A 23,792-nucleotide genomic window follows, 5' to 3' on the forward strand; every position below is an offset into this window, starting at 1 on the left:
GTAATAACAGTAATGGCCGATCCTAAAAGAGCAAGAATACAAGATGTAGCCGAGCAGGCTGGTGTATCAATGATGACAGTTTCGCGCGTGCTCAACCAAGACAAAAAAGTAAGCGACAAAACCCGCGAAAAAGTAATGGCTGTTGTTGAGCAATTAAATTACAGGCCAAATGTGTCTGCTAGGCGCCTTGCTAGTACTAAGTCATTCTTTTTAGGGCTTTTATACGATAACCCAAGTGACTCTTACATAAGCCAATTTTTATTGGCAGCGCTTAAAAAATGCCGCGCATTGGGCTACCACCTTGTTGTTGACGAAGCGCATACCGATATTGACAAAACAATTGAATCGGTAAAGCAACTTATTGATGTTACACAGGTTGATGGCATGATTTTACTGCCACCTATGTGCGACAACGAACAGGTTTTAGATGTTCTTACTAAAGCACAAGTGCCATTTGTCAGAATAACGCCAGATACAAAATTAAATCGCTCCCCTTATATATGCATGGACGATTATCAAGCGGCGTTTGATGTTACAGAGCATTTAATAAATCAAGGGCATAGCAAAATTGCACATATTATTGGCGACACTAAACAAGGTGTTAGCCGTTTGCGTTACCAAGGCTATTTAGATGCACTGCGCTCTAATAAAATAATAACGCCACCTGAGTATATAGAGCAGGGCAGTTTTACTTATCAATCGGGCATGGAAGCGGCAATAAAATTACTTTCGCTTGATGATAAACCAACAGCTATTTTTGCAGCTAACGATGATATGGCGGCCGCTGTAATCTCAATAGCTCAAAAACAAGGTATTAATATTCCAAGCGAACTGTCGGTTGTTGGCTTTGATGACACGCAACTTGCAACTATAGTTTGGCCAAATATTTCTACGGTAAAACAGCCCATTAATGAAATGGCTGAGCTTGCGATTACTTTACTTGCATCGGGTCAGTACAACGATTTAAGCAATGTAAAAAGCTTAGACTTAAGACATATTTTAGATTTTGAATTAATAGAAAGAGAATCAAGCTCAACCAATAAAAACAACTAAATAAGCACACCTTTTTGAGCTTCAAAATCTATATAAAATAACAACAACACACAATATGGATACTTATGAACGAGAAAGAAAATGTACTTTTAATAGTACTGGTTTGCTTTGTTGCGACCATTGGCGGTTTTTTATTTGGTTTTGACAGCGGCGTAATTAACGGCACTGTTGATGGATTACAAACGGCGTTTGGCTCCAGTAGTGCGGGTACGGGATTTAACGTATCGAGCATGCTAATTGGTTGTGCCATTGGTGCGTTTTGCGCAGGTCGATTGGCTGATAAATTTGGTCGGCGTCCAATTTTACTTTTTGCCGCTGCTTTATTTATTATAAGTGCTTGGGGCTCGGGTGTGTCAGTCACATCGTTTGAATTTGTGATTTATCGCATTTTAGGCGGCTTAGCTGTAGGGGCTGCATCGGTTATGACCCCAGCTTATATTAGCGAAATTGCCCCCGCACGATACAGAGGCACGCTCTCTACACTGCAACAAGTGGCTATTATATTTGGTTTATTTAGCGCATTTGTGAGTAACTATTTTTTAGCAAATACGGCTGGCGGCTCTACGGCTATATTTTGGCTCGACTTTGAAACATGGCGTTGGATGTTTTGGGTTGAGTTATTACCTGCATGCTTGTTTTTAATCGCTTTATTTTTTATCCCTGAAAGCCCTCGATACTTAATTATGGCTGGTAAAAAAGAGGCCGCCGCGCGTGTTTTATCTAAATTATATGGTGCTGAAACTGCCGCTCTTAAATTAAATGAAATAGCAGAGTCTCTTGCTGGCGATAAACACCAACCTAAATTATCTGATCTCATTGATAAACCTAAAAAACGTTTACGCCCCATTGTTTGGATAGGAATTGGCTTAGCTACATTTCAGCAATTAGTCGGCATTAACGTTGTTTTTTACTACGGCGCGGTACTTTGGCAAGCAGCCGGTTTTACTGAATCTGACGCGTTACTTATTAATATAATAAGCGGCTTTGTAAGTATTTTAGCGGTGTTTATTACCATGTATTTTATAGACAAAATTGGCAGAAAGCCTTTTTTGTTAACCGGATCAATTGGTATGACGGTGACGCTTTCGGTTATTGTTTATGCCTTTTTAAATGCAGACATTGGCTCAACAGGCAACTTAGAATTAGGAGAGCAGGGCATAGTTGCTTTAATAGCCGCTAATGCTTATGTATTCTTTTTTAATTTATCGTGGGGCCCTGTAATGTGGGTTATGTTAGGCGAAATGTTCCCTAACCAAATTCGCGGCTCTGGCCTTGCAGTTACCGGCTTTGCCCAGTGGATAGCTAACTTTTTAATTACCTGGTCGTTCCCTGTCATGCTCACAGGCATTGGTTTAGCTGGGGCTTATGGTTTTTACGCATTTTGTGCGTTTGTTTCAGTCATATTTGTATTTAAGTTTTTACACGAAACCAAAGGTAAAGAGCTTGAACAAATGAAAGGGTAAATATTACCCCTTTAATAAGCGCCAAAACTAAAGCAATAGTTTTGTCTCAAGATAACAAGCTGTGGTTTTTAGCTGTTTACAAAGGTAATTATTAGTGAAATTATTAGGGATGTAATATACGCCGTTTAGGTGTGTTATCCCCCCCAAATGGGGCTGAGTAAGTTGTTATCCTTCAAGGAAACTGTAATGAAATATGATGATGCATCTTGGCACTACGGCGGCGACTTTCCAAAGGGTTTGCCCTGTGAAAAAGGTGCAACGCACATGGCGATGTTTGTTTCGTGGTGTTTATTGAATAATCTTGCAGGCTCAATTCATGCCGAAGAGTTTCCAGAATCTCTTACTCAGCTAAAAACCAGAAAGGTATCTCCAACGACATGGTTCATTGACAATTGCGACGAAAAATTTACTGATGAAGACCTTAACGTTATTGGTAATAGGTTTGCTGAATATTACTATGAATCCAAAGACGGTATGTTTTATGAAGATTACGAGTCGACCTCTGACGAGGATCTAGAAACTTTGTACCATTTCGAGGACAGTTGGAGTGCTTTCGATAAATTATCACCGATTTTGAAAAAAAGATTTGACGAGTGGTCAGCAACTGAAGGATAAAAAAATTAAGGTGGATTTGCCACAAAGTGCTGTCAAACCGCTTATTGTAAATGTTAGGTATATCTTTTATGCGGAATTTGAACTCAACTGAAATTGAAATAATGACTAAGTTGTTGAAAATAGATATCTCTCTATTACTTGTCAATCCAATTAATGATGGTGGAATGGAGAGCTTAGCTATCGGTGATAACTATGAGAATCGTCAACTTGGTCAAGAGGTAGCTGAATATATATTCAAGGACCTTGATGGTACTCCTGTATCTGCATCGTTAAATATAGATAAGCAAGGCAATTTATACGAATTGGATATTTGGAAAGTAGATTTTTCTCGAACGCAAATGTACACATACAAGAGAATAAGGTTCCCACCGTCCATTTATGACACATAGCCGGAGTTGATATAAAAGCCAAACGTTCAGCTAGCCCAATACAAAGCTCATTAAATCTGTTCTACAAAGTAAATCATTAAGTTAAAACCTCAGTAATTAGCGAGTACTCCCTTTATTTCAGTTTGAGATACCCAAGTTAGTAATACTTATTTCTGATATACTCAGCCAGCACTTTTACTCAAAAGGTAATAGTCTTCAGCTTGCAACTCAATGCAAGTTAACTCACTGCTCTTCATTATTTATTGTCAAAATTACACCTTTGTAAAATAGAGTTGGTTCATCCGAGCCAAAAACGTACAGAAAAAACACCGCCTAAGTTTATTGGCGAAGTATGATGATTCGTTGATGAACTCAAGCGTACTTACTTTATAAACAGGACTTAGCATGAGTGAATTAACTATCGGCGTTATCGGAACATCCCGCAAGACAGATGAAAGACGGTATCCTATTCACCCAGAGCACTTATTACGAATTCCCGAAAATCTTAGAAAACAAATGGTGTTTGAACAAGGCTATGGCACCGCTTTTAATGTTAGCGATGAATATATTGCAACATTAACGGGTGGCATTGCATCTCGCAGCGAAATACTTACCCATATTGGCACGGCCATTATCGCAAAGCCTGTACTGGCTGACTTAGAAGAAATGCGCGAAGGAGGCACTATTTGGGGCTATGCCCACTGCGTTCAACAGCATGAAATAACACAAGCGGCGATAGAACGTAAACTTACCTTAATTGCTTTTGAAGATATGTATGTGTGGTCACCACAAGGAAATGCAGGGCGCCATACTTTTTATAAAAACAATGAAATGGCAGGGTATTGCGCTGTAATACATGCTTTGCAACTTAAGGGTATTGATGGTCATTATGGCGATCAACGTAAAACGATTATATTTAGTTTTGGTGCAGTGAGTAGAGGCGCAATTTACGCTCTTAAAGCGCATGGTTTTAGAGATATTACAATTTGTATTCAGCGTCCTGATCACGAAGTGCGTGAAGAAATATTAGATTGTCATTATGTTAAGGTACGAGAAGGTCTTGAAGGAGAGGCTCGCATGATGGTTGTTGAGCATGATGGGACTAATCGACCTCTTGGTGATCTTATTAGAGAAGCCGATATTATCGTGAACGGGACTTATCAAGAAACAGCTCATCCGGTTAACTTTGTCATTGAATCAGAAGCCGACTGCTTAAAACCAAACAGCTTAATTATTGATGTTAGCTGTGATGAGGGGATGGGATTCTTTTTTGCAAAGCCGACAACGTTTAAAAATCCTTTATTTCGATATAACAACACGGATTATTATGGCGTTGATCATACACCGAGTTATTTATGGGAAAGCGCGACGCGTTCAATCTCTGCGGCGCTCATTGTATATTTACAAACGATACTTAAAGGTGCTTTGCAGTGGCAAAAAGATGAAACCATTCGCCGTGCAATAAATATTGAGCAAGGAATAATTAAAAATACGGCTATTTTGGCATTCCAAAACCGCGAAAATATTTACCCTTATAACGTAATAACACAATGATTATATCTATCTCTAATCTAATTTTACATTAGATTAATTAGGGGGGCACTTCGTCTTAATGCTAGTAATTTTAAGGCGAAGTGTTTGTTGACTGATAGTAAAACTGGAGAACTTAAATCTTAAAAGTTTTGATAAAACGAACACCCACAATTTATAAGGCTACCTGATATGCCTAACGATTCTAAAAATATACTAAATCGTGGCTTAGACTATATGCACGACCCATTTTCTAATTTTATGCGTGCTCAAACCACCTCTAGTTTGTTTCTTCTGGTATCTACAATCATTGCACTATGGTGGGCAAATTCAGCTTATTCAGCTACCTATCTGAACTTAGTGCATACGCCTATTGGAATCTCTCTAGGAAACTTTGAGCTACAAACCTCGCTTAAACACATTATTAATGATGGTTTGATGGTGATATTTTTCTTATTGCTTGGGCTTGAAATAAAACGAGAGGTACTTGCTGGAGATCTAGCTGAGCCGAAAAATAGACACATGCTCATTTTTTGCGCCATAGGCGGAATGGTCGTGCCGGCTGGTATTTATTCGTTGTTTAACTGGGGGCAAGATTCACTGATTGGTTGGGGTATACCCATGGCAACCGACACTGCGTTTGCATTAGGTGTGCTTACAATTGTAAGAAAACATATACCAACAAGCTTGTTGGCTTTTATTGTAGGTCTTGCGATTGTTGACGATGTGGGGGCAATACTCGTTATTGCCGTGTTTTATACCCAAGAAATATCGGTGATGTATTTGTCATGCGCCGTTGTTCTATTTGCTTTTTTAGTAGCCGCCAATTATGCCGGAATAAGGCAACCGCTTTTTTACATTATCATTGGTCTTGCCACCTGGTGGATGATGCTACAGTCAGGTGTTCATCCTACTGTAGCAGGTGTTGCTATTGCTTTAACGGCTCCTGCACGCTCAATGTTGGGCTCAGGAAGGTCGCTTGAAAAGGCAAAAACAACCATTACCTCTATGCAAAAAGAAATAGAGAAAGTAGATGTTCTGGCTAGCAGACAGGATCATAAACAGGTACTCGAAATTCGTGATTTAGCCGAAAATGCAGGTACACCTTTGCGTCGGTGGGAAGATGTACTGCACCTGCCTGTCGCACTGTTTATTTTACCGCTATTTGCTTTAGTTAATGCGGGTGTGGTTTTTAACTTTAGTTCATTTGTTGAGAGTCTCAGTGATCCCGTTGGCTTAGGTATTATTAGTGGTCTTGTTGTTGGTAAGTTTATTGGTATTTCGGGTGCGTGTTGGCTTGCTTTACGCTACAAAATAGGTTGCTTGCCAGAAGGTATCAATCTTCAGCATGTTATTGGTGCTTCACTTATCGCCGGGATTGGATTCACCATGTCTACCTTTATTGCTACGTTGGGGTTTGATGGGCAAGCCGAGCATCTTCATAACGCAAAAACATCGGTTTTAGTGGCTTCGGTTCTTTCTGCAATACTTGGGGTTTTATATATTCGAGTGGTTGCCTCAAAAAAGAGCAATAAATCAATTAATTCAACGCCATAATAGGGCGTGAAGGGGCTAATGGGTATTCAATAATGTGTACTCATTAGTTGTACTTAACCCTTTATTTATCAATTAAGCCTATTGTTTAAAACACGCTATGTGTTGTAGCGAACAGACCAATTAAAATAAATACGCTAATGTCTTACTAAGGTTTTTTGGCTTTAAATTAATGCTTAAGTGCATGAATTTAAATCTTAAAACTATTCCTTAAATCATTACCCCTAAATTATTACCCTTAAATTATTACCCTTAAATTATACAGAGGAAGTTATCACCTAGATTGCGAAGCACGTTGGCGCTTATGACAATCTAAAGTAGTAATAAGGCTCCATATTTTTGGTTTCTTAAAAAGGAGAATATTATTTCTACACAAAACGAAAATAATCCAAATTCTAAAAGTAAAAGCGGTCCGCCAGATATCGATAAAGTGATGAGCGGTGCGTTTCAAAAGTATAAGAAGTTGCTGAGTGGAAAATTTAGCACAAGTTTAACCATAGTACTGTTTTTCGGATTGATTGCTACAGGCTATAGCGCAGTCTATACCGTTCCCAGTGATTCAGTTGCTTTGGTATTAAGGTTTGGTAAGTTTCAAGAAATTCTGCCTGCGGGCTTACATGTAAAAATCCCATTAGGTGTTGATCACGTCACAATAGTGCCTACTAAGCGTCAATTAAAGCAGGAGTTTGGTTTTTCTACTCCTGGAGCCTCCGACCCAGATCAAAATATTAATCCTGAAAATAATATTCGCTCATTTGCGCCAAAAATTTCACCTGCAACAAATCAACGCGAAGAAACCCAAATGGTAACTGGCGATTTAAACACTGCGCTGATTGAATGGGTAATTCAATATCGGATAGCCGATCCCCAAAAGTACTTATTTGAGGTGCGCGACCCGGCAGGCACTTTACGATATGTGTCTGAATCAGTTATGCGTGAAGTTGTAGGCGATAGAACTGTAGATGAAGTAATTACCATTGGCAGGCAAGGGATTGAAATTGAGGCATTACAAAAAATGCAGGCATTGGCAACCAAATATGTAATGGGGATTAGTATTGATCAGGTTCAACTAAAAAATATTAACCCACCCGTACCAGTACAAGGGTCGTTCAATGAAGTTAATCAGGCTCAACAAGAAAAAGAAAAGTTGATTAACGAAGCGCGTCGCGAATATAACCGCGTTATTCCGCTTGCTGAGGGGGAGCGCGATCAACGAATAAGAGAGGCTGATGGTTACCGCCTTAAGCGAGTTAATGAAGCTGAAGGCGACGCTCTGCGTTTTAATGCGCTGTTTGCACAGTACCAACTGGCACCTGAGGTAACACGCAGACGAATATATATAGAAACAATGACAGATGTTATGCCAACGATAAAAAATAAAATTATTATCGATAGCGAAGCACGCGGTGTATTACCTTTACTCAATTTAACTTCACTAAAAGGACAGCAGCCATGAAATCTTATTTAATCGTTGGCGGCAGTATTTTAGCTGCACTTGTAGGGGTTACTTTGTATAGCGCTTTATATACGGTTAACGAAGTAGAGCAGGTTGTTATTACTCAGTTTGGTAAACCGGTTGGAGAGCCAATTAGAGAGGCGGGTATTCAACTCAAAATGCCTTTTGTTCAGCAAGTTAATTTTATTGATAAGCGCGTGCTGGAATGGGAAGGAACACCTTCTGATATGCCGACCAAAGATAAGCTTTATATTTCTGTAAGTCTTTACGCGCGATGGCAGGTTACCGATCCGTTGCAGTATTTTTTACGCTTAGGTGATGAGCGAAGCGCACAATCTAGGCTCGATGATATTTTTGGTAGTGAAACGCGTAATGCAGTAGCGACACATGAATTAATCGAAATTATTCGTACAACGAAAGATCGCCAACCTTTGCGTGACTCGTCACTCACCGAGGCTGAAAAAGAGCAGAATATTGGTAGTTTAGTGCCTATAAGCATGGGACGTTTAGTTGTCGAGCAAGATATATTTAATGAGGCGGCAAAAAAAGTGCGCGTATTTGGTATTGAGCTTATGGATATTCGCTTTAAACGTATTAATTATAATGAAAGTGTACGCCCTAAAATCTATGAACGTATGATCAGCGAACGTCGTCAAATAGCAGAACGCTTTTTGTCAGAAGGAAAAGGCGAAGCTGCCCGTATACAAGGTAACAGAGAGCGAGACTTAGATAAAATTCAATCTGAAGCCTACCGAGCAGTAACAGAAATTAGAGGTAAAGCTGATGCTAAAGCAGCCGCTATTTACGCCTCAGCCTATAACAAAAATGATCAAGCAGTCGCATTTTATGCATTTACCCGTTCGTTGCAGGCGCTTGAACTTGCCCTTAGCCAAAACACAACATTGGTATTATCGACCGACAGTGAGCTATTTCAGTATTTACAACACACTCAGGTGAGTGAGCCTAATCCTAAAAATTAGCATGCTTCATATTAAAATATTGTATAGATATCATCAAACTTAGGAGCAATAAATGCAAATTGAAACAATTAGAGATGTACTCAATTGGACCGTTTTATTTCACAAAAACTTAAAAGATAGCCTAAACCAGAGCTCTGAACAAAATAAGGATGAGGGAGCACGAATGATGCTTCGCTACCTATCTGAGCATGAGGAGAGTTTAGAGAATATTGTACAAGGATTTGAAAATACGGCAGACGTAAAAGCGCTAAACACCTGGTGTTTTGATTACATCGTAAAGCACTCAATTATTGAGCGCGTTGATTGCAACTCACTCTTTGAAGAGCTAGATATTTCAGACATTATGGAGAAAATAGTAAACCATCATGAACAAGTTATTGAGTTATACATTCATATATATTCTCGTGTAGATATCGAAAGCGCAAAAACGTTGCTTGATACAATAAAAGATATTGAAGAAAATGAGATAAAAAGAATTGTGCAATCGGCTAACCGGTTTTCAGATATGTAATAGACTGATTGAACTGGCAATATTAGTGTATTACTAAGGTGTCAGTTCAATCAAATGTATGTGATATCCATTTATATCAAGGATCTTTTCTTTTAATCGAGTTAAGTAAAATAGTTTGGTGTGCTCAATATATCCGGACAGTCAATCTTAGTTACTAAGTTATACCAATCTGCTTATATACGGGGTCTATTTAGCAACGTTATAGAGTGATTTAATTTGTTTTAATTGTTCAAATATTTATGTAGGTTGATATTAAAATGAGAAGCAGATGATATTGCATGACTATGAATCTACTTATTTTTCGTTAGATTATTCCCTCAATTTAATATATAGCCATAAAGGCTGTATCTTTTTATTTAATATAATACAAAACAATTAAATTTGACTGTACTAATACGGCAGTTGCTTTACAGTTTAAGATCTTGGCGACTCAAATTAGAAGGTTACAACAGACTCATGCGGTTATCTCTAACTCAATCAGCAGCAAGTATTTTATATTTAGGCTTTATTCAGTTTTTTGTTGTTGTAGTAATTTTGGGTGGGTTGGAGAGTATTTTACTTGAAGCACCTCTGATGCCTATAATTTCTATTAGTACCGCTTTAATATCGCTAGTTTTAGGCTCAATCTTAACTTTATTATTTAATTTTAAATTTACAAAAAAAGTTAAATATGTGACTCCTGTATTAGGCATTCTAGGGTGTGCTTTTTTCTTAAATTTTCAATTGAGCTTATGGGGAGTCGTTGACGAAAAGTTTTTTTTAATTAGTGATAATCCATTTATTACTGCTTTAAATGCCGTTATGGTTTTTTCTTTTTTCTCAGCGCTCATTATTAAAATTTTATGTTCTGCAACGATAACTAAAGGGGCTAAGTTTACCAAAGCAGTCATGTTTTTAGTTATCTTTACGGGTGTGTCTTTATGGTACGCTAGTGCAGTAAAAACAGTGAGTAGTGAAGAAGAAAAAGCACGAGAAAAAATAAGCTTAGTGGGGACAATGCTTAATAAAAACCTTGATGAGCATAAAAAGTCATTATCTCGGATTAAGTCGAGATTAGAAAAAGTGAGTCATGATAATTTTTTAAAGCTTGCCGCTGTTGATATGAAAAATTATGCGAGGGATTATAAAATCATCAAAGGGATGCTTATTCTTGATGAAAATCTTACGTTAGTTGAAGGTGACATATTTTCTAAGCAATTTATTTCCAGTGGATTTCTATCAAGTGATTCTGTAGTGAACTGGTTAAATACAACTACGGATGAAGTTAGATTTGCAGCTAATTCATTAACGTTGAAAACGAGTACGCCGACTATTATGTTTTCGATACCTATAAATTCAGTTACTGGCAGTAAGTATCAAGTTTTAGCTTTACTAGACATGAATTTATTAATTGAGAACAGATACATAGATTATCTAAATACGTTTGATGTATTTATTGAATTGACGCCTCAAGTTTACTTTTCTGTTAATGCTAAAAAGCAAAACGTATACGATTTAAATATACTATTGAGTTTATACAGTGACTATATTGTAGAAAAAGTCGATGTAATGGGCATTTTAAAGCACAATGTATATAGTTTTATTAATAACTACTCTGCATTAAAAGAAAGGGCAAAAGTCGAACAAATTATAATTTGGCTTACTTTCATCTTTATCTATATTTTTATACTTGCTTCAGACTCTTCATACCTACTAAAACAACAATCAAAAAAGCTGTTTAAAATGGCTAAATATGATGAGTTAACAGGGCTAATTCGCCGAGATGCGCTAGATGATGAAATAAACGCTAAACAGTCTAAGCAGGCCAAAGCGTTAAACTCACCGTGTGCAATGGTTTTTATAAACCTAGATGGCTTTAGTTCTATAAATAATAGTTTAGGGCATGCCATAGGCGATAAAGTTCTCAAGCTAGTTGCAAGAAGACTTAAAAATAACGCGCTGACAGCCGACTCAATAGCACGCTTTGGTAATGATGAGTTTATTCTTTATTACAGTAATATAAGTAAAGATAAACTAAGAGAAGAAATATCAGTATTAATAAGCTCTTTAGCAAACGTTTATTATTTAGAGGACGTTGATATTTATCTTACAGCCAGCGCTGGTATATCGATGTCTAAAGAAAGAGTAGGAAATTCAAAAGTACTATTACAGCATGCAGATATTGCTATGGACAGTGCGAAAACCCTTGGAGGGAATCAGCTTTGTTTTTATCATAAGCTAATGGATGATAAGCATAAAGAAATAGTCCACATTAGAGGAGAGCTTCAAAAAGCGCTTAAAAATGGTGACTTAGAAGTGTATTACCAACCAATCCATAGTTTATCTGATAACAAAGTGATTAGTGTTGAGAGTTTGGTGCGATGGAAAAGTAATGGTGCGTATATTTCCCCGGCTATTTTTATACCTATAGCAGAGCAAACGGGGCAAATATTAGAAGTTGGCAAACAAGTACTAGCACAGGTACTTAAAGATATGAGTAATACTGCGCAGTTAAAAAATATTACTGTGGCTGTTAATTTTTCACCCCAGCAATTACAGCTGCAAGGGTTTGTTGCATATATTTGCCAATTAGTCTCTGATAAAGATATAGAGCCACATCGGCTCACCGTTGAAGTGACTGAAACAGTCATGTCAGAAAAAGGGGTTATCGAAGGCGTTCTTAGAGAGCTGATGGCTAAGGGCTTTAACGTTGCGATTGATGACTTTGGCGCTGGGTATTCTAGCCTTTCTTACTTGTCGAGGCAGCCTGCTAATATTATAAAAATAGATCGGGAGTTCACGATTGGTGCTGAGCATGAGGGCCAAGAACGCGCTTTATTAGAAGGTATCATCAAGATTTGTACAGAGCTTAAAAAAATAGTGGTCATTGAAGGTGTTGAAAATGCTGAGCTGATCGCCTATTTATCTCAATTCAGCAGTATAAGGGTTCAAGGCTATTATTTTTCCAAACCAATACCTTTAAATAATCTTATTGATTATATTAATAGCCTAAATAAAACAAGTCATCATAAGTAAAACGAGAATAATCAATTATTACCTTACAACATGGATTAACTCGCTAGCTATGGAGTAATAACATAGCCACGAGCGTCTATTTTTTTACGGGAATATCATTTAATAGCTTTATGATAGCGCTGTTATTACCGAGTTTAGCTAAGTCTAACAGGTAGCTTTTTTCTAGCTCTTGCATTGACTGATCTGCTAATAATTCTTTTACCGATTGTTCTTCCCCATTTGCTATTGAAGTTTCTAAGGCTGCAAAGTTTGCGATTGAGTGTTTAATTTCATTAGTCATAATAAGTCCCGTTCGTTGTGTTTTGTTAAAGCTTCGTTTTAAAAATATTTATATAAAACAATTGTATATTATAAGCTCGCTTTGTTAATGAGCTATTTTATTACCTAAAAATAGATCGCTTAATTAAGCGAATTGGTATTACAGTATCACCGTACATACTGCAATTTAACTTATTGAATAACAAATAAGTCCATAAAGCTGTTTACTGGCGTATTTTCAAGCTTGGCTTGATCTTTACAAAGGGTAAATATGGTTTGGCATTGTTGGGTTGCAAGGCGTGTTGCTAAATTAGATTTGAATTTAAGCTCTAATAATGGAATGCCTTCCTCACGGCGACGGCGATGACCCAAAGGGTACTGCACAACCACTTCTTCTGTTTTACTACCATCGTTAAAGAAAACTTGAATTGCATTGGCAATAGAGCGTTTGTCCGCCTCTAAGTATTCAGCTGTAAAGCGTTTATCTTCTAACACCTCCATTTTGTCGCGTAGTTTATCGATGATAGGGTGCGTGTTGTGAAAGTCGTCCTCATAATGATCGCTAGTTAAGTTCCCAAATGCCAAGGGAACGGCAATCATATATTGTAAGCAATGGTCGCGGTCAGCTGCGTTGGCAAGCGGTCCTGTTTTAGAAATAATGCGTATGGCTGACTCGTGGGTGCGGATCACTATTTTCTCAATATCGTCTAAACGCGACTTTACTTGAGGGTGCAAAATAACGGAGGCTTCTGCTGCTGTTTGCGCATGAAACTCTGCTGGAAAAGAAATTTTAAACAAAATGTTTTCCATTACATATGAACCGTAACCTTGGGAGAACGAAAACGTGCGCTCCGCTTCAGGCTTTAGTGCTTGGTCTTTATTAGTTTTGGAGAAAGAGACATCATAAAACCCCCATTGCGCAGCTGTTAATGCACTGGGTATACCCATTTCACCGCGCATTGCCATATCAGCTAAATAAACTGCTCTGGAAGTTGCATCGCCCGCAGCCCAAGATTTACGAGACCCAGTGTTTGGCGCATGACGATAAGTACGCAGTGCAGAACCATCAACCCATGCTTGAGATATGGCTGCCATTATTTGCTCTCTACTGCCCCCCATCATTTTTGTGACAACAGCCGTTGAGGCTACACGCACCAATAATACATGGCATAAGCCAACACGATTAAAAGAATTTTCTAATGCGATAACGCCTTGAATTTCATGCGCCATAATCATGGCTTCAAGTACGTCTCGCATAGTCAGGGGAGGCTGTGAATTTGCGATTCTGACTTGAGACAAGTGATCGGCTACAGCTAAAATAGCACCTAAGTTATCAGAAGGGTGCCCCCATTCAGCAGCTAACCACGTATCATTGTAATCGAGCCAGCGGATGGTACAACCAATGTCCCACGCTGCTTTAACAGGGTCGAGTATGAGCGAGGTCCCTGGTACTCGTGCGCCATTAGGAACAACGGTCCCTTTGACAATTGGACCAAGAAGTTTGGTACATTGTGAAAACTTTAAAGCGAGCAGTCCACAGCCTAAGGTATCCATTAGACAATTACGTGCAGTGTTTAGTGCTTCTGCGCTTGATACTTCAAACGTTAATACATAATCAGCGATATCCTGGATAACACTGTCGTAATCTGGGCGAGTGTTATTATCTGTATTACTACTCATTTTGTATCCTTAATTCGTTTGTTTATATTTTACTTGGTTTCAATTTATTAGAATTCACTGAGTAAACGCTTAGGTGAACTTCATGCTTTTGCTTATCGTTTTCAAGTGGAATATAAGTTGATTCAAGCGCCATACCGTCAAGTATTAGCTCACTTTTATTATGTTTTTCATCCCCTATAATTTGCTCAATTGTAATATGGTAATAGGTGCTCTCGAAGCGATAGTCGATTGAGTAGGTGCTCCAATCCTCTGGAATACACGGTGAAATGGTTAGCTTATTTCCTGTTCGTGTTACACCTAATAAAGATTCTATTATTAGTCGGTATAACCAACCCGCAGATCCGGTATACCACGTCCAACCGCCTCGTCCAATATGCGGAGCAACGGCATAAACATCGGCGGCTACGACATAAGGTTCGCCTTTATAGGTTTCAACTTGTTCGGCGTTTTTAGCATGATTTAATGGATTGATTATATTCATCAATTCCCACGCTCTTTTTTTGTCGCCTTGTTGAGCAAATGCCATGCTTGCCCAAATAGCGGCATGCGTATACTGCCCGCCATTTTCGCGCACGCCCGGGACGTAACCTTTTATATAACCAGGGTTCATTTTTGATTTATCAAAAGGCGGATTGAGTAATTGGATTAATTTATCATCGCTATTGACCAAATGCTGATACAAAGACGACATTGCTTGCGTAGAGCGCTCATTATTAGCTGCACCAGAGAGCACTGACCAACTTTGCGCTATTGAGTCAATAGTGCACTCTGGGCTTTGTGATGAGCCCAGCGCGGTTCCGTCGTCAAACCATGCGCGACGATACCAAGCTCCGTCCCATGCGTGTTTAGCTAGGTTACCTTGTAGTTTTTGTGCTTCATCGTCACAACGAGTAGCAAACTCTATATCGCCATGTAATGCAGCAATAGGAGAAAATTCTTGTAGTATTTTATATAAAAAGAACCCCAGCCAAACGCTTTCGCCTTTGCCGTGTATTCCAACAAGGCTCATACCGTCATTCCAATCTCCTGAGCCCATTAACGGTAAACCTTTTTCTCCAAAGTGTAAACCATGCTCAATTGCCAACACGCAATGCTTGTAAAGGCTCGACCTTGCTGCACTCACAGAGGGTAAGTCGTAATAGGATTCTTCGTCGTCTTTAAGGGGGCGACCTTCAATAAAGGGCATTAGCTCATCTAAAATAGTTATGTCATCAGTGCCTTTTATGTAACGACACGTAGCTAATGGTAGCCATAAATAATCGTCTGAACAGCGTGTTCTTACACCGCGCCCTGATGGTGGGTGCCACCAATGTTGCACATCACCTTCGCTATACTGACGTGTGGCGCAGTACAGTATGTGATCCCTTAGTAATGCAGGCGAAGCATGTATTAATGCCATGGCATCTTGTAACTGATCGCGAAAGCCAAACGCGCCACCACTTTGATAAAACCCACTGCGAGCCCAAAAACGACATGCTAAAGTTTGGTACACAAGCCAGCCATTTGCTAATACATTCAATGCAGGGTCGGGGGTGTTAACCTGCACACTGCCGAGTGTTTGCTGCCAAAAATCAGTGACTTTTTCGAGTGCAATGCGTGCTGTACCGGGTTTTCTGAGTTTTAAAGCAAGCGTACTTGCTTGCTCTTTATTTTGCGCAGCACCGAGCCTAAAAATAATTGTGCGCTCTTGTTCACTTTGCAGTTCAAAAGGGACTTGAATTGCACCGCACGGATCGAGTGCCGCTCCTAAGTTGCCAGATAAATGAGTACGAGTCATTGCCTGGGGGTCGTGTAATGTTTTATTGCGACCAATAAACTCGCTACGGTCTCCTGTTAGTGTTCGTGACATATCATCAACGTCAAAAAAAGCAACTCTGCCACCAAACTCTGAGTTATAGGCATTAGAGGCAACCAATGCACCGCTCTTAGCATCAATTTCTGTTACAAGGTGTAGCGCTGTTTTAGAACGAAGATCGCCAAGTACCCATTCAACATAACCTGTTGCACTTAGGCGCCTGGTAGTTAATGAGTTGTTTTTAATTTTTAATACCGAGTATTTTACGGCGTCGAGTGTATCTACATACACACAAAGAGAGGATTCGATGCCGGTTTCACTGTGCTCAAAGGTACTATAACCAAAGCCATGGCGGGTTATATAGGGATTAGCCCCACGTTTTGGCATCGCACAAGGTGACCAAAATTTACCTGTATCTTCATCACGTAAATAAAAGGCTTCGCCACCAGATGAGCCTGTAGTGTCTGCACTCCACGGCGTTAAACGAAACTCATGGGCGTTTTCGCTCCACGTATAAGCAAAACCATTTTCGTCAATAACGCTGCCAAAATGTGCGTTTGCTAACACATTAACCCAAGGCAGAGGGGTTTTATTCGCTTCGGTGGTGGTAATAATATATTCGCGACCATCTTCACTAAACCCACCCAGTCCATTATTTAAAAGTAAGTTTTCTTGAGTATTGCCAAGCGCTTGATTGATTTTGGGATGTAATGCTTGAGTTGGGATTAATCCCTTTACGTTTTTCTCTGCAAGCGTTCGACGGTTTACTTGCTCTGCCAATGTGCCACTTTGATCAATAATAATCCGCGAAACGGCTTGTAACAGTATGCGGTCTTCATTCGAAATTTGTTCTGCTGAGCGAACGAATATCCCGCCAGGGCGATCAATATAATGAGACTCAGTGCCCGTTGCGATTAGCCCCATAATTTGGTCTTGCAAACCTTGTCGGTAACCAACTTGCTCTTCATTCCAAATGACTAAATCAGCGACAAGCCCTTTTAAGCGCCAATATGCATGGCATTGAATAAGTTGGCGGGCAATTTCAATATTATTACCGCTGGCTACTTTTAATAATATGATAGGTAAGTCGCCAGAAATTGAGTAGCCCCATAGTCCAGATTGTCCTCGACGATTTTGTATTAATACAGATGCGTTAGCCCGAAGAGTTGCATTGGCATACAAAATATACCCAGCCAGCTGCCGGTAGAGTTGAGCATCTGCTTCATTGGCGTTAATTTGGCGTAAGGTCACATCGCTATGAGTCCATGCTAAATCAAGTGCTCGATCGGTAATGTGATGATCTTGATATTTAGCAATTAACGCAAGGCAAGCCTGTCTACTTTGTGCCATACCCGTTATTACATCGAGTGTTACTACACTGCCAGCAAGTAAAGCCACAGGAGCACGAATAGCAACAATAGGATCAAGCACAGACCCTTGTTTAGCGTCAAGTTCGCCCATTTCTAGCATTGCTTGTGGTGAAACCAAAGAGCGACCTCTACCAATAAATTGCATGCGATCAGTTGTACAAGACAGGGGTCCGACTTTTGTTGTACTGCTATTGACGCGTGTTGAAAGTAAATGAAACATCCAAGGTGTTTTTTCATCAGCAGAGCGTGCACGACGAGTACATAAAATGGCATTGCCACATGGAAGTATTTCAGTTTGTACAAACAAATTACTAAATGACGGTTGCATAAGGTCGGCTGCAGGGTTTGCCATTACAACTTCTGCATAAGTGGTTATATCAATTGTACGGGTATCGGGTGAGTGATTACTTAAGCGTATACGACGAAGTTCAATATCGTCCTCCGGAGAGACAACGATTTCAGTGTAAGTTTCTATATGTTGATCGCTTCGGCGAAACTCAGCGCGACCTTCAGAAAATGATGCGCTATACGACTGGGCTGGTTTTAGCGTTGGCTGGTGGGCTGCCGACCAAAAGTCGCCTGTGGCTGTATCTCTAATATAGACAAATGTTCCCCAATTGTCGCAAGTAGGATCCTCACGCCACCGTGTAACGGCTAATTCGGTCCAGCGGCTGTAGCCACCTCCTGCATTTGTAAGCATTACATGGTAACGACCATTTGAAAGTAGCTGTACTTGGGGTGTTGGGGTAATGGCTGGAATAGGTGGATTAACCTTTATTTTTGCATGTTCAAATAAAGCCCCGCTCTCTGCGTATTGGTCTATATGAGGTTGGAATATAGATGTTTTAGGCACGCGCTCTTGTAGTAATAGCAAAACTGATTGCAGTAAAGGGTCTGATTCAAAGCGTTTTTGCATAGGCTGGTCAAGTAAATGATATGCCAATGCAAGTAAGCTCATACCTTGATGGTGAGCCATAAAGGAGCGAATGACTGCGCTTTTTTGATCTCTGGATAAACGGGCAGGGGTGTAATCTATTGCCTCATACAATCCGTAATGTCCCTCAAGTCCACTATCAGCTAACAGTTGAAGATTTTCGCACGCGGCTTGTGGGTTAACCATTAATGCCAATGCAGACGCGTAGGGAGCGATGACGAGGTCTTCTGATAAGCCTCGTTTTAGCCCTAAACCCGGTACGCCAAAGGCATGATATTGAAAATTAAGAGAAGCATCTACCGTATTGTATGCCGACTCAGATATGCCCCACGGTACGTTTTGTCTTTTTCCATAATCAATTTGTCGGGTAACCGCTGCACGGCAAGTTTGTTCGAGCAATGTACCGTCGTAGCTAGGCATAACTAACATGGGCATAAGATACTCAAACATAGAGCCACTCCACGACACCAGCACCGGCTCGGCGCCAGCGCTGGTTAGTAGACGACTTAGAGCGAACCAGGTTTGCTGTGGCAATTTACCTTGTGCTATAGCAATAAAACTGGCTAAACGTGCTTCAGATGCCAGTAAATCGTAAAAACTGGTGTCACGTCGATGCTCATCTACGTTATAACCAATAGCCAATAAATGGCGAGACTCATCATATAAAAATGCATATTCCATTTGTGCAAATTCAATCGCTCTGTTGGCTAATTTGTCACATTGCGAAATGCAATCTTTGGCAAGCTGTGTACTGGCTAAAGTATGAATACGTAATGAAGAAAGCCACTGAGTTTCGTCGGATGGTAATACCGATGATAAAAGCGCATCAATTGCGTTAATAGTGTCGGGGCAACGTTTAACTAATTGCTGCATTGTCAAAATATTAGAATCAAGAAATTGCAGTTTTAAGCTAACTGGCGGATTAGTTAGTTTGAGCCATGGCGAAAATAAATAGAGTTCGTTTAGGGTACGCTGGCATTGCCTGTGTAAGTCTTGAGTCCATACTTTATGCTCTTGCGACTTTGTATCTAAATCATTAGTAGCGTCTTGCTTTATATTCTCTAACAATATTCGCGCATTATTATTGAGTGTAATTAAGTGCTGTTCAACGTCATATAGATTTGTAGGCGCAGTGATACGAACAGCGTTAAGTATTGAGCTCATGGCATTAATAGCGGTATCGATAATATTGTTTTTATTTTGCTCTGAGTCTAATTGCAATGTTTTAAACAAGTTTGCCACAATAGCCAAAGTGATACTTATGCCTTCAAACATTTGTGGGTGAACAATAGGTTTAGAAGGGAGTTCTTTTAATGCTATTTGTAAAGTTAAAAGGTGACCGGCTAAGTTACCGCTATCTACTGATGAAATATAGCGCGGTGGCAAAGGTTGCAATGTTTGTGTGTCGTACCAGTTATAAAAATGCCCTTCGTGGCGCTCGAGTTTATCGAGGGTATTAAAGCAATCTTGCGTGCGTTGAATTAAATCACTTTGTACAATAAAACCAAAATCATAGGCGCTAACGTTAGCCAGTAAAGACAGACCAATATTAGTAGGCGATGTACGGTGCGCAATAACAGGACCGGCTTCCTCTTGATAGTTATCGGGAATTAACCAATGATCGTCTGCAGTGTTAAAGTGGTCGAAAAAAGCCCATGTTTTACGGGCAATAGTTTGTAAAAATAATTGTTGCTTGTCGCTCAGTGGCGCTAAATTATCGAGTTTAGGCTCACTAAACCACCATGTTATAGCCGGTGATAAAAGCCATAATAAAAGTAGAGGAAATACAGCTAATATATTTGTAAAAGTTAAGTGTAAAGGGGCAAAGTAAAGTAGCGAAGCGATTAAAGTAATCGCAATAAATGGCGCAGTCCACATAGTGTAATAACTATTTATTAAGGCATTTACTACATGATTAGATTTATGATCTGTGACATGCCACTCTAATAAACGACGTTGAGTAAACAGCATTCGACCCGCACTACGTAATATTGCGGTTAAGTTAAACACAGCCTCAAAAGGTAAACATGCTAAACGAAAACCGATTTGAATAAGTTGACGAACAAAGCACTGTAAAACATCATGCAAATGGTGGGATATCAGCATTTCTGCGGGTTTGCGCATCGACGAAATTAGCGCGCTCAGCAATGGGGGTAATAAATAAATAGCACTTATGGCAAGGGTCCATTTCAATGGATTAGCTGCTGTAAACCAACCTACCGTAAGTAATAAAAAGATTGCGAGTGGTTCGACACTTCGACGTAAATTATCAAGAATTTTCCAACGTGATAAAGGTGACAAAGGATTTTGACATTTATCGCTTCGAGTGTTTAAAACACGAGGAAGTAACCAGCGCACAATTTGCCAATCTCCTCTGATCCAGCGCTCACGCCGACACATATCAGTGTTGTAACGTGTAGGGTATTCTTCGTACAAGTGCACATCACTAATCAACCCTGATCGAGCATAGCAACCTTCGAGTAAATCATGGCTGAGTATTTGGTTTTGTGGTAAACGGTTACCAAGTGTTTGTTCAAATGCATCTATATCGTATATACCTTTACCGATAAATGAGCCTTGTGAAAAGAGGTCTTGGTATACATCGGATATTGAACGCGTATATGGGTCGATACCCGGTTCTTCACCAAATAATTGCGAGTAACGAGAAGGGTTATGTCCCGATAGACTTGCTGCCATACGTGGTTGTAAAATGCCGTAGCCGCCTACAATACATTGTCTTTTTTCATCAAATCTTGGTTGATTTAAAGGGTGCGCCATGGTCGCAACTAACTGACGGGCACAATCTCGTGGAAGTTGTGTATCGGTATCTAAAGTAATGACATATTTGACTTTTTGTATAGCGTTAATATCACCGACGATAAGTTCAAATGCATGTTCTATTGGGTTTCGAAGCAGTGCGTTTAGATCTGATAATTTTCCGCGTTTACGTTCAAACCCCATCCAAATTTGCTCTTTTGGATTCCAGGTTCGTGGGCGATGCAGTAAAAAAAAGCGACTTTCTTGCTGTAAAAGAGAAGGCTCTGCATATTTGGCATTAAGGTTTTCTATACCAAGGCGTACTTGCGATAGCAACGCTTCGTCTGTGGGGAGTGTTTGTTGCTCTGCATCAGTAAAGTCGGTCAGTAGAGCAAAGTGTATATGTTGATCGCGATTACCTAAAAATCTAACTTCGAGTACTTCTAATAACTGCTCAATACCTATAGAGCTGGTAAGTATTGTAGGGATTACTACGAATGTTTTATTTTGCGCTGGCAACCCTTTTGAATAGTCCATTCTGGGTAATCGTTGTGGTTCGACTAGCAAGGTAACTATCCAGTTTACGAGTGCTGAGGCTAATTGACTTGCTCCGAATAAAGTTAAAATTATTAAAAGAATAAACTGCCAGTGAGGTATGTTATCAGGAACGACCATAGCCATAAAAGAGGCACTAATTAGGGCTGTTAAGGATATAATTGCTCCTAAATAAAGTATTAATGTTATACGCTTGGCTTGCGAAAATAACGTTTTCAAAATAGACGTTTTTACTGTTATGCGCTGCTTTAATTGCGTAATACCTTTATCAATTAAATAGTAGCCTATATGGTTAGGCGCAAGCGTTGTGTTTGATATTGTTTGGGCTTGATCAGCCTGCTGGGCTAATTTTATTGCTTTTTTAGCTATATCGACTTCTGAAAATGAGCTTTGCTTAGCGAGTTGATCTATGATTTTTCTGTAACTATCTCGTGTGATAAAGTCCATATAACCATACACACCCTCTATATCTTGGCGCAAAATGTGTTCTACAGCGCTATGATCTTCTACAAAATCCGCCCAGTTCATCGCGGTCAACCAGCGTAAGCTACTAATGTTATTGCTAATTGAGACTTGATCAGCGGCTTGTTGCTGATTCTCTTTTTGTACTAGTTGTTCTATGGTTAAACTCGAATCAGCTAGTTGTTGTTCAATCCAAGTAAGGGGAAGTGCTAATGCCGAACCATGCCCTTGTAATAAACGAGTTAGCTCTGCTACAAAAGCGCTTTCCATAGGAGGCTTTGAGCGTGCCATGTCGGCAATAACTAAAATTAAACTATTAGGGTCTTGCTCAGCAATTTCTAACATTTGATTAGCCCACTGTTGGGCTAGATTTAGGTGCTGGCGTGCGATTATGATACGTGTACTTACGCGTTGTAGGTTTTCAATTAAGGCTAACCTTAGCATAATTGGAATGGCCCAGAGTTCACCAAGGTTAAGCGTTGTTACTGTTTGATACGCGGCTAAAAATTGCGCTAGAATTTCGCTATCTACACGCCCGTCGCCATGGGAAATTACATTTAACGCAATATCATAAACTCGCGGCATACCTAAAGAGGCACCTTGCTCTAAACGTGGCAGTTCCTGACTATAGTGCTTAGGTAAATGAAGCCGAGCGGTACGAATTTGCTCTTCAATAAGATAAAAATTATCGAGTAACCACTCACCAGAGGGCACTATAGGCTGCTTTGCTTTAACGGCAATGGTTAATAAACTATTGGCTTTAATCAGTACTTTTTCGTTTTCGTCTAGGCGCTCAAGTAGCTGATCTTGAGTGTTTTTAGCATCTAAAATATGACTTTTTGCTAGTGATTTTGCATGTTTTTCCATTTGTTCAGCACTTAAGAGCTCTGATCGAATGGGGATTTGTTCTTTTGGGGGAGCTGATTTAAGCCAAGGGAAAAATGGCGAAAGGATGTTGATAAGCTTATTTTTATTCATCGTGGTAAATACTTGAGACTAAACGTCGTAGTGAAGATATTGACGGTTAAATTTATCACTGGATTTAAAAAAAGATGTTTTAAATTATTTTGGTTATTAGAGGTGAGCAGGTAATCATTAAAAATATTCATAAAGTTTATCTTATTGTTGAATACATACATCAACATATAACAAGCTTCGTTAAGGGTCGGTTCGTCAACACACATAGTCTAATAGTAGAGCTCTATTTTGTGTTTTATAACAGTGAGTTGTCGCCATGTTATGGTGTGGATTATCTTTAAATTTCATCAACCATTATGCATATATATCAACTAAAGGCAGATAAATTTAGACTATGTGTGTTAGCGTACATATTCGCCTTGTTATATTGAGTATTTTATTATTTCAGTGAAGTACAGCTGGGAGTGTCGGCTTATATTTAAAGTGAATAAACGTATATAAAATAATAAAGGCACCTT

The 23,792-nt window shown here is 39.5% G+C and carries 13 protein-coding genes; 10 read left to right on the top strand and 3 right to left on the bottom strand.

What is annotated here, in order from left to right; translation table 11 throughout:
• Window positions 1-12 precede the first annotated feature (12 nt).
• The 10 genes from I6E82_RS08665 to I6E82_RS08710 all read left to right on the top strand — a co-directional run bounded on the left by I6E82_RS08665 (window position 13) and on the right by I6E82_RS08710 (window position 12,545).
• Entirely contained in the window at window positions 13-1,053 is a 1,041-nt protein-coding gene (locus tag I6E82_RS08665; protein WP_007585144.1) for a LacI family DNA-binding transcriptional regulator, read from the top strand.
• A 59-nt stretch (window positions 1,054-1,112) separates the two neighbouring features.
• Window positions 1,113-2,516: a sugar porter family MFS transporter gene (locus I6E82_RS08670; protein ID WP_331459158.1), complete on the top strand. Its 1,404-nt coding sequence runs from the start codon at window positions 1,113-1,115 to the stop codon at window positions 2,514-2,516.
• Window positions 2,517-2,702: 186 nt separating this feature from the next.
• Window positions 2,703-3,131: a DUF7832 domain-containing protein gene (locus I6E82_RS08675; protein WP_007585140.1), complete on the top strand. Its 429-nt coding sequence runs from the start codon at window positions 2,703-2,705 to the stop codon at window positions 3,129-3,131.
• Window positions 3,132-3,208: 77 nt separating this feature from the next.
• Window positions 3,209-3,520, top strand: a complete 312-nt coding sequence (locus I6E82_RS08680; protein WP_197117584.1) for a DUF6984 family protein — start codon at window positions 3,209-3,211, stop codon at window positions 3,518-3,520.
• A gap of 384 nt (window positions 3,521-3,904) precedes the next feature.
• Complete coding sequence (locus tag I6E82_RS08685) at window positions 3,905-5,053, top strand: N(5)-(carboxyethyl)ornithine synthase (RefSeq protein ID WP_197117586.1); 1,149 nt, start codon at window positions 3,905-3,907, stop codon at window positions 5,051-5,053.
• Between the two features lie 168 nt (window positions 5,054-5,221).
• Complete coding sequence (gene nhaA / locus I6E82_RS08690; protein WP_101162943.1) at window positions 5,222-6,586, top strand: Na+/H+ antiporter NhaA; 1,365 nt, start codon at window positions 5,222-5,224, stop codon at window positions 6,584-6,586.
• A 511-nt stretch (window positions 6,587-7,097) separates the two neighbouring features.
• The gene (hflK, locus tag I6E82_RS08695; protein ID WP_002962612.1) at window positions 7,098-8,039 is read left to right on the top strand and encodes an FtsH protease activity modulator HflK; all 942 of its coding nucleotides are present in this window, start codon (window positions 7,098-7,100) and stop codon (window positions 8,037-8,039) included.
• Window positions 8,036-9,019, top strand: a complete 984-nt coding sequence (hflC, locus tag I6E82_RS08700) for a protease modulator HflC (protein WP_197117588.1) — start codon at window positions 8,036-8,038, stop codon at window positions 9,017-9,019. Before hflK ends, hflC begins: the two co-directional genes overlap by 4 nt.
• Before the next feature lie 52 nt (window positions 9,020-9,071).
• On the top strand, window positions 9,072-9,530 hold the full coding sequence (locus tag I6E82_RS08705; RefSeq protein ID WP_197117590.1) for an ATPase: 459 nt from the start codon (window positions 9,072-9,074) through the stop codon (window positions 9,528-9,530).
• Window positions 9,531-9,986: 456 nt separating this feature from the next.
• Window positions 9,987-12,545 (top strand): putative bifunctional diguanylate cyclase/phosphodiesterase, encoded by a 2,559-nt coding sequence (locus tag I6E82_RS08710; RefSeq protein WP_197117592.1) that lies wholly within the window; start codon window positions 9,987-9,989, stop codon window positions 12,543-12,545.
• 76 nt (window positions 12,546-12,621) lie between these two features.
• On the opposite strand, the gene I6E82_RS08715 is transcribed toward I6E82_RS08710, so the two are convergent.
• From I6E82_RS08715 to I6E82_RS08725, 3 genes are all read right to left on the bottom strand, one after another.
• Complete coding sequence (locus tag I6E82_RS08715; RefSeq protein WP_024590352.1) at window positions 12,622-12,825, bottom strand: hypothetical protein; 204 nt, start codon at window positions 12,823-12,825, stop codon at window positions 12,622-12,624.
• Between the two features lie 170 nt (window positions 12,826-12,995).
• On the bottom strand, window positions 12,996-14,483 hold the full coding sequence (locus I6E82_RS08720) for a bifunctional 2-methylcitrate dehydratase/aconitate hydratase (RefSeq protein ID WP_197117594.1): 1,488 nt from the start codon (window positions 14,481-14,483) through the stop codon (window positions 12,996-12,998).
• A 22-nt stretch (window positions 14,484-14,505) separates the two neighbouring features.
• Window positions 14,506-23,334, bottom strand: a complete 8,829-nt coding sequence (locus I6E82_RS08725; RefSeq protein ID WP_197117596.1) for a GH36-type glycosyl hydrolase domain-containing protein — start codon at window positions 23,332-23,334, stop codon at window positions 14,506-14,508.
• Between the last annotated feature and the right edge of the window lie 458 nt (window positions 23,335-23,792).

Origin of the sequence: Pseudoalteromonas sp. NZS11 (genome assembly GCF_015864765.1) — a bacterium.
GTDB lineage: Bacteria > Pseudomonadota > Gammaproteobacteria > Enterobacterales > Alteromonadaceae > Pseudoalteromonas > Pseudoalteromonas arctica.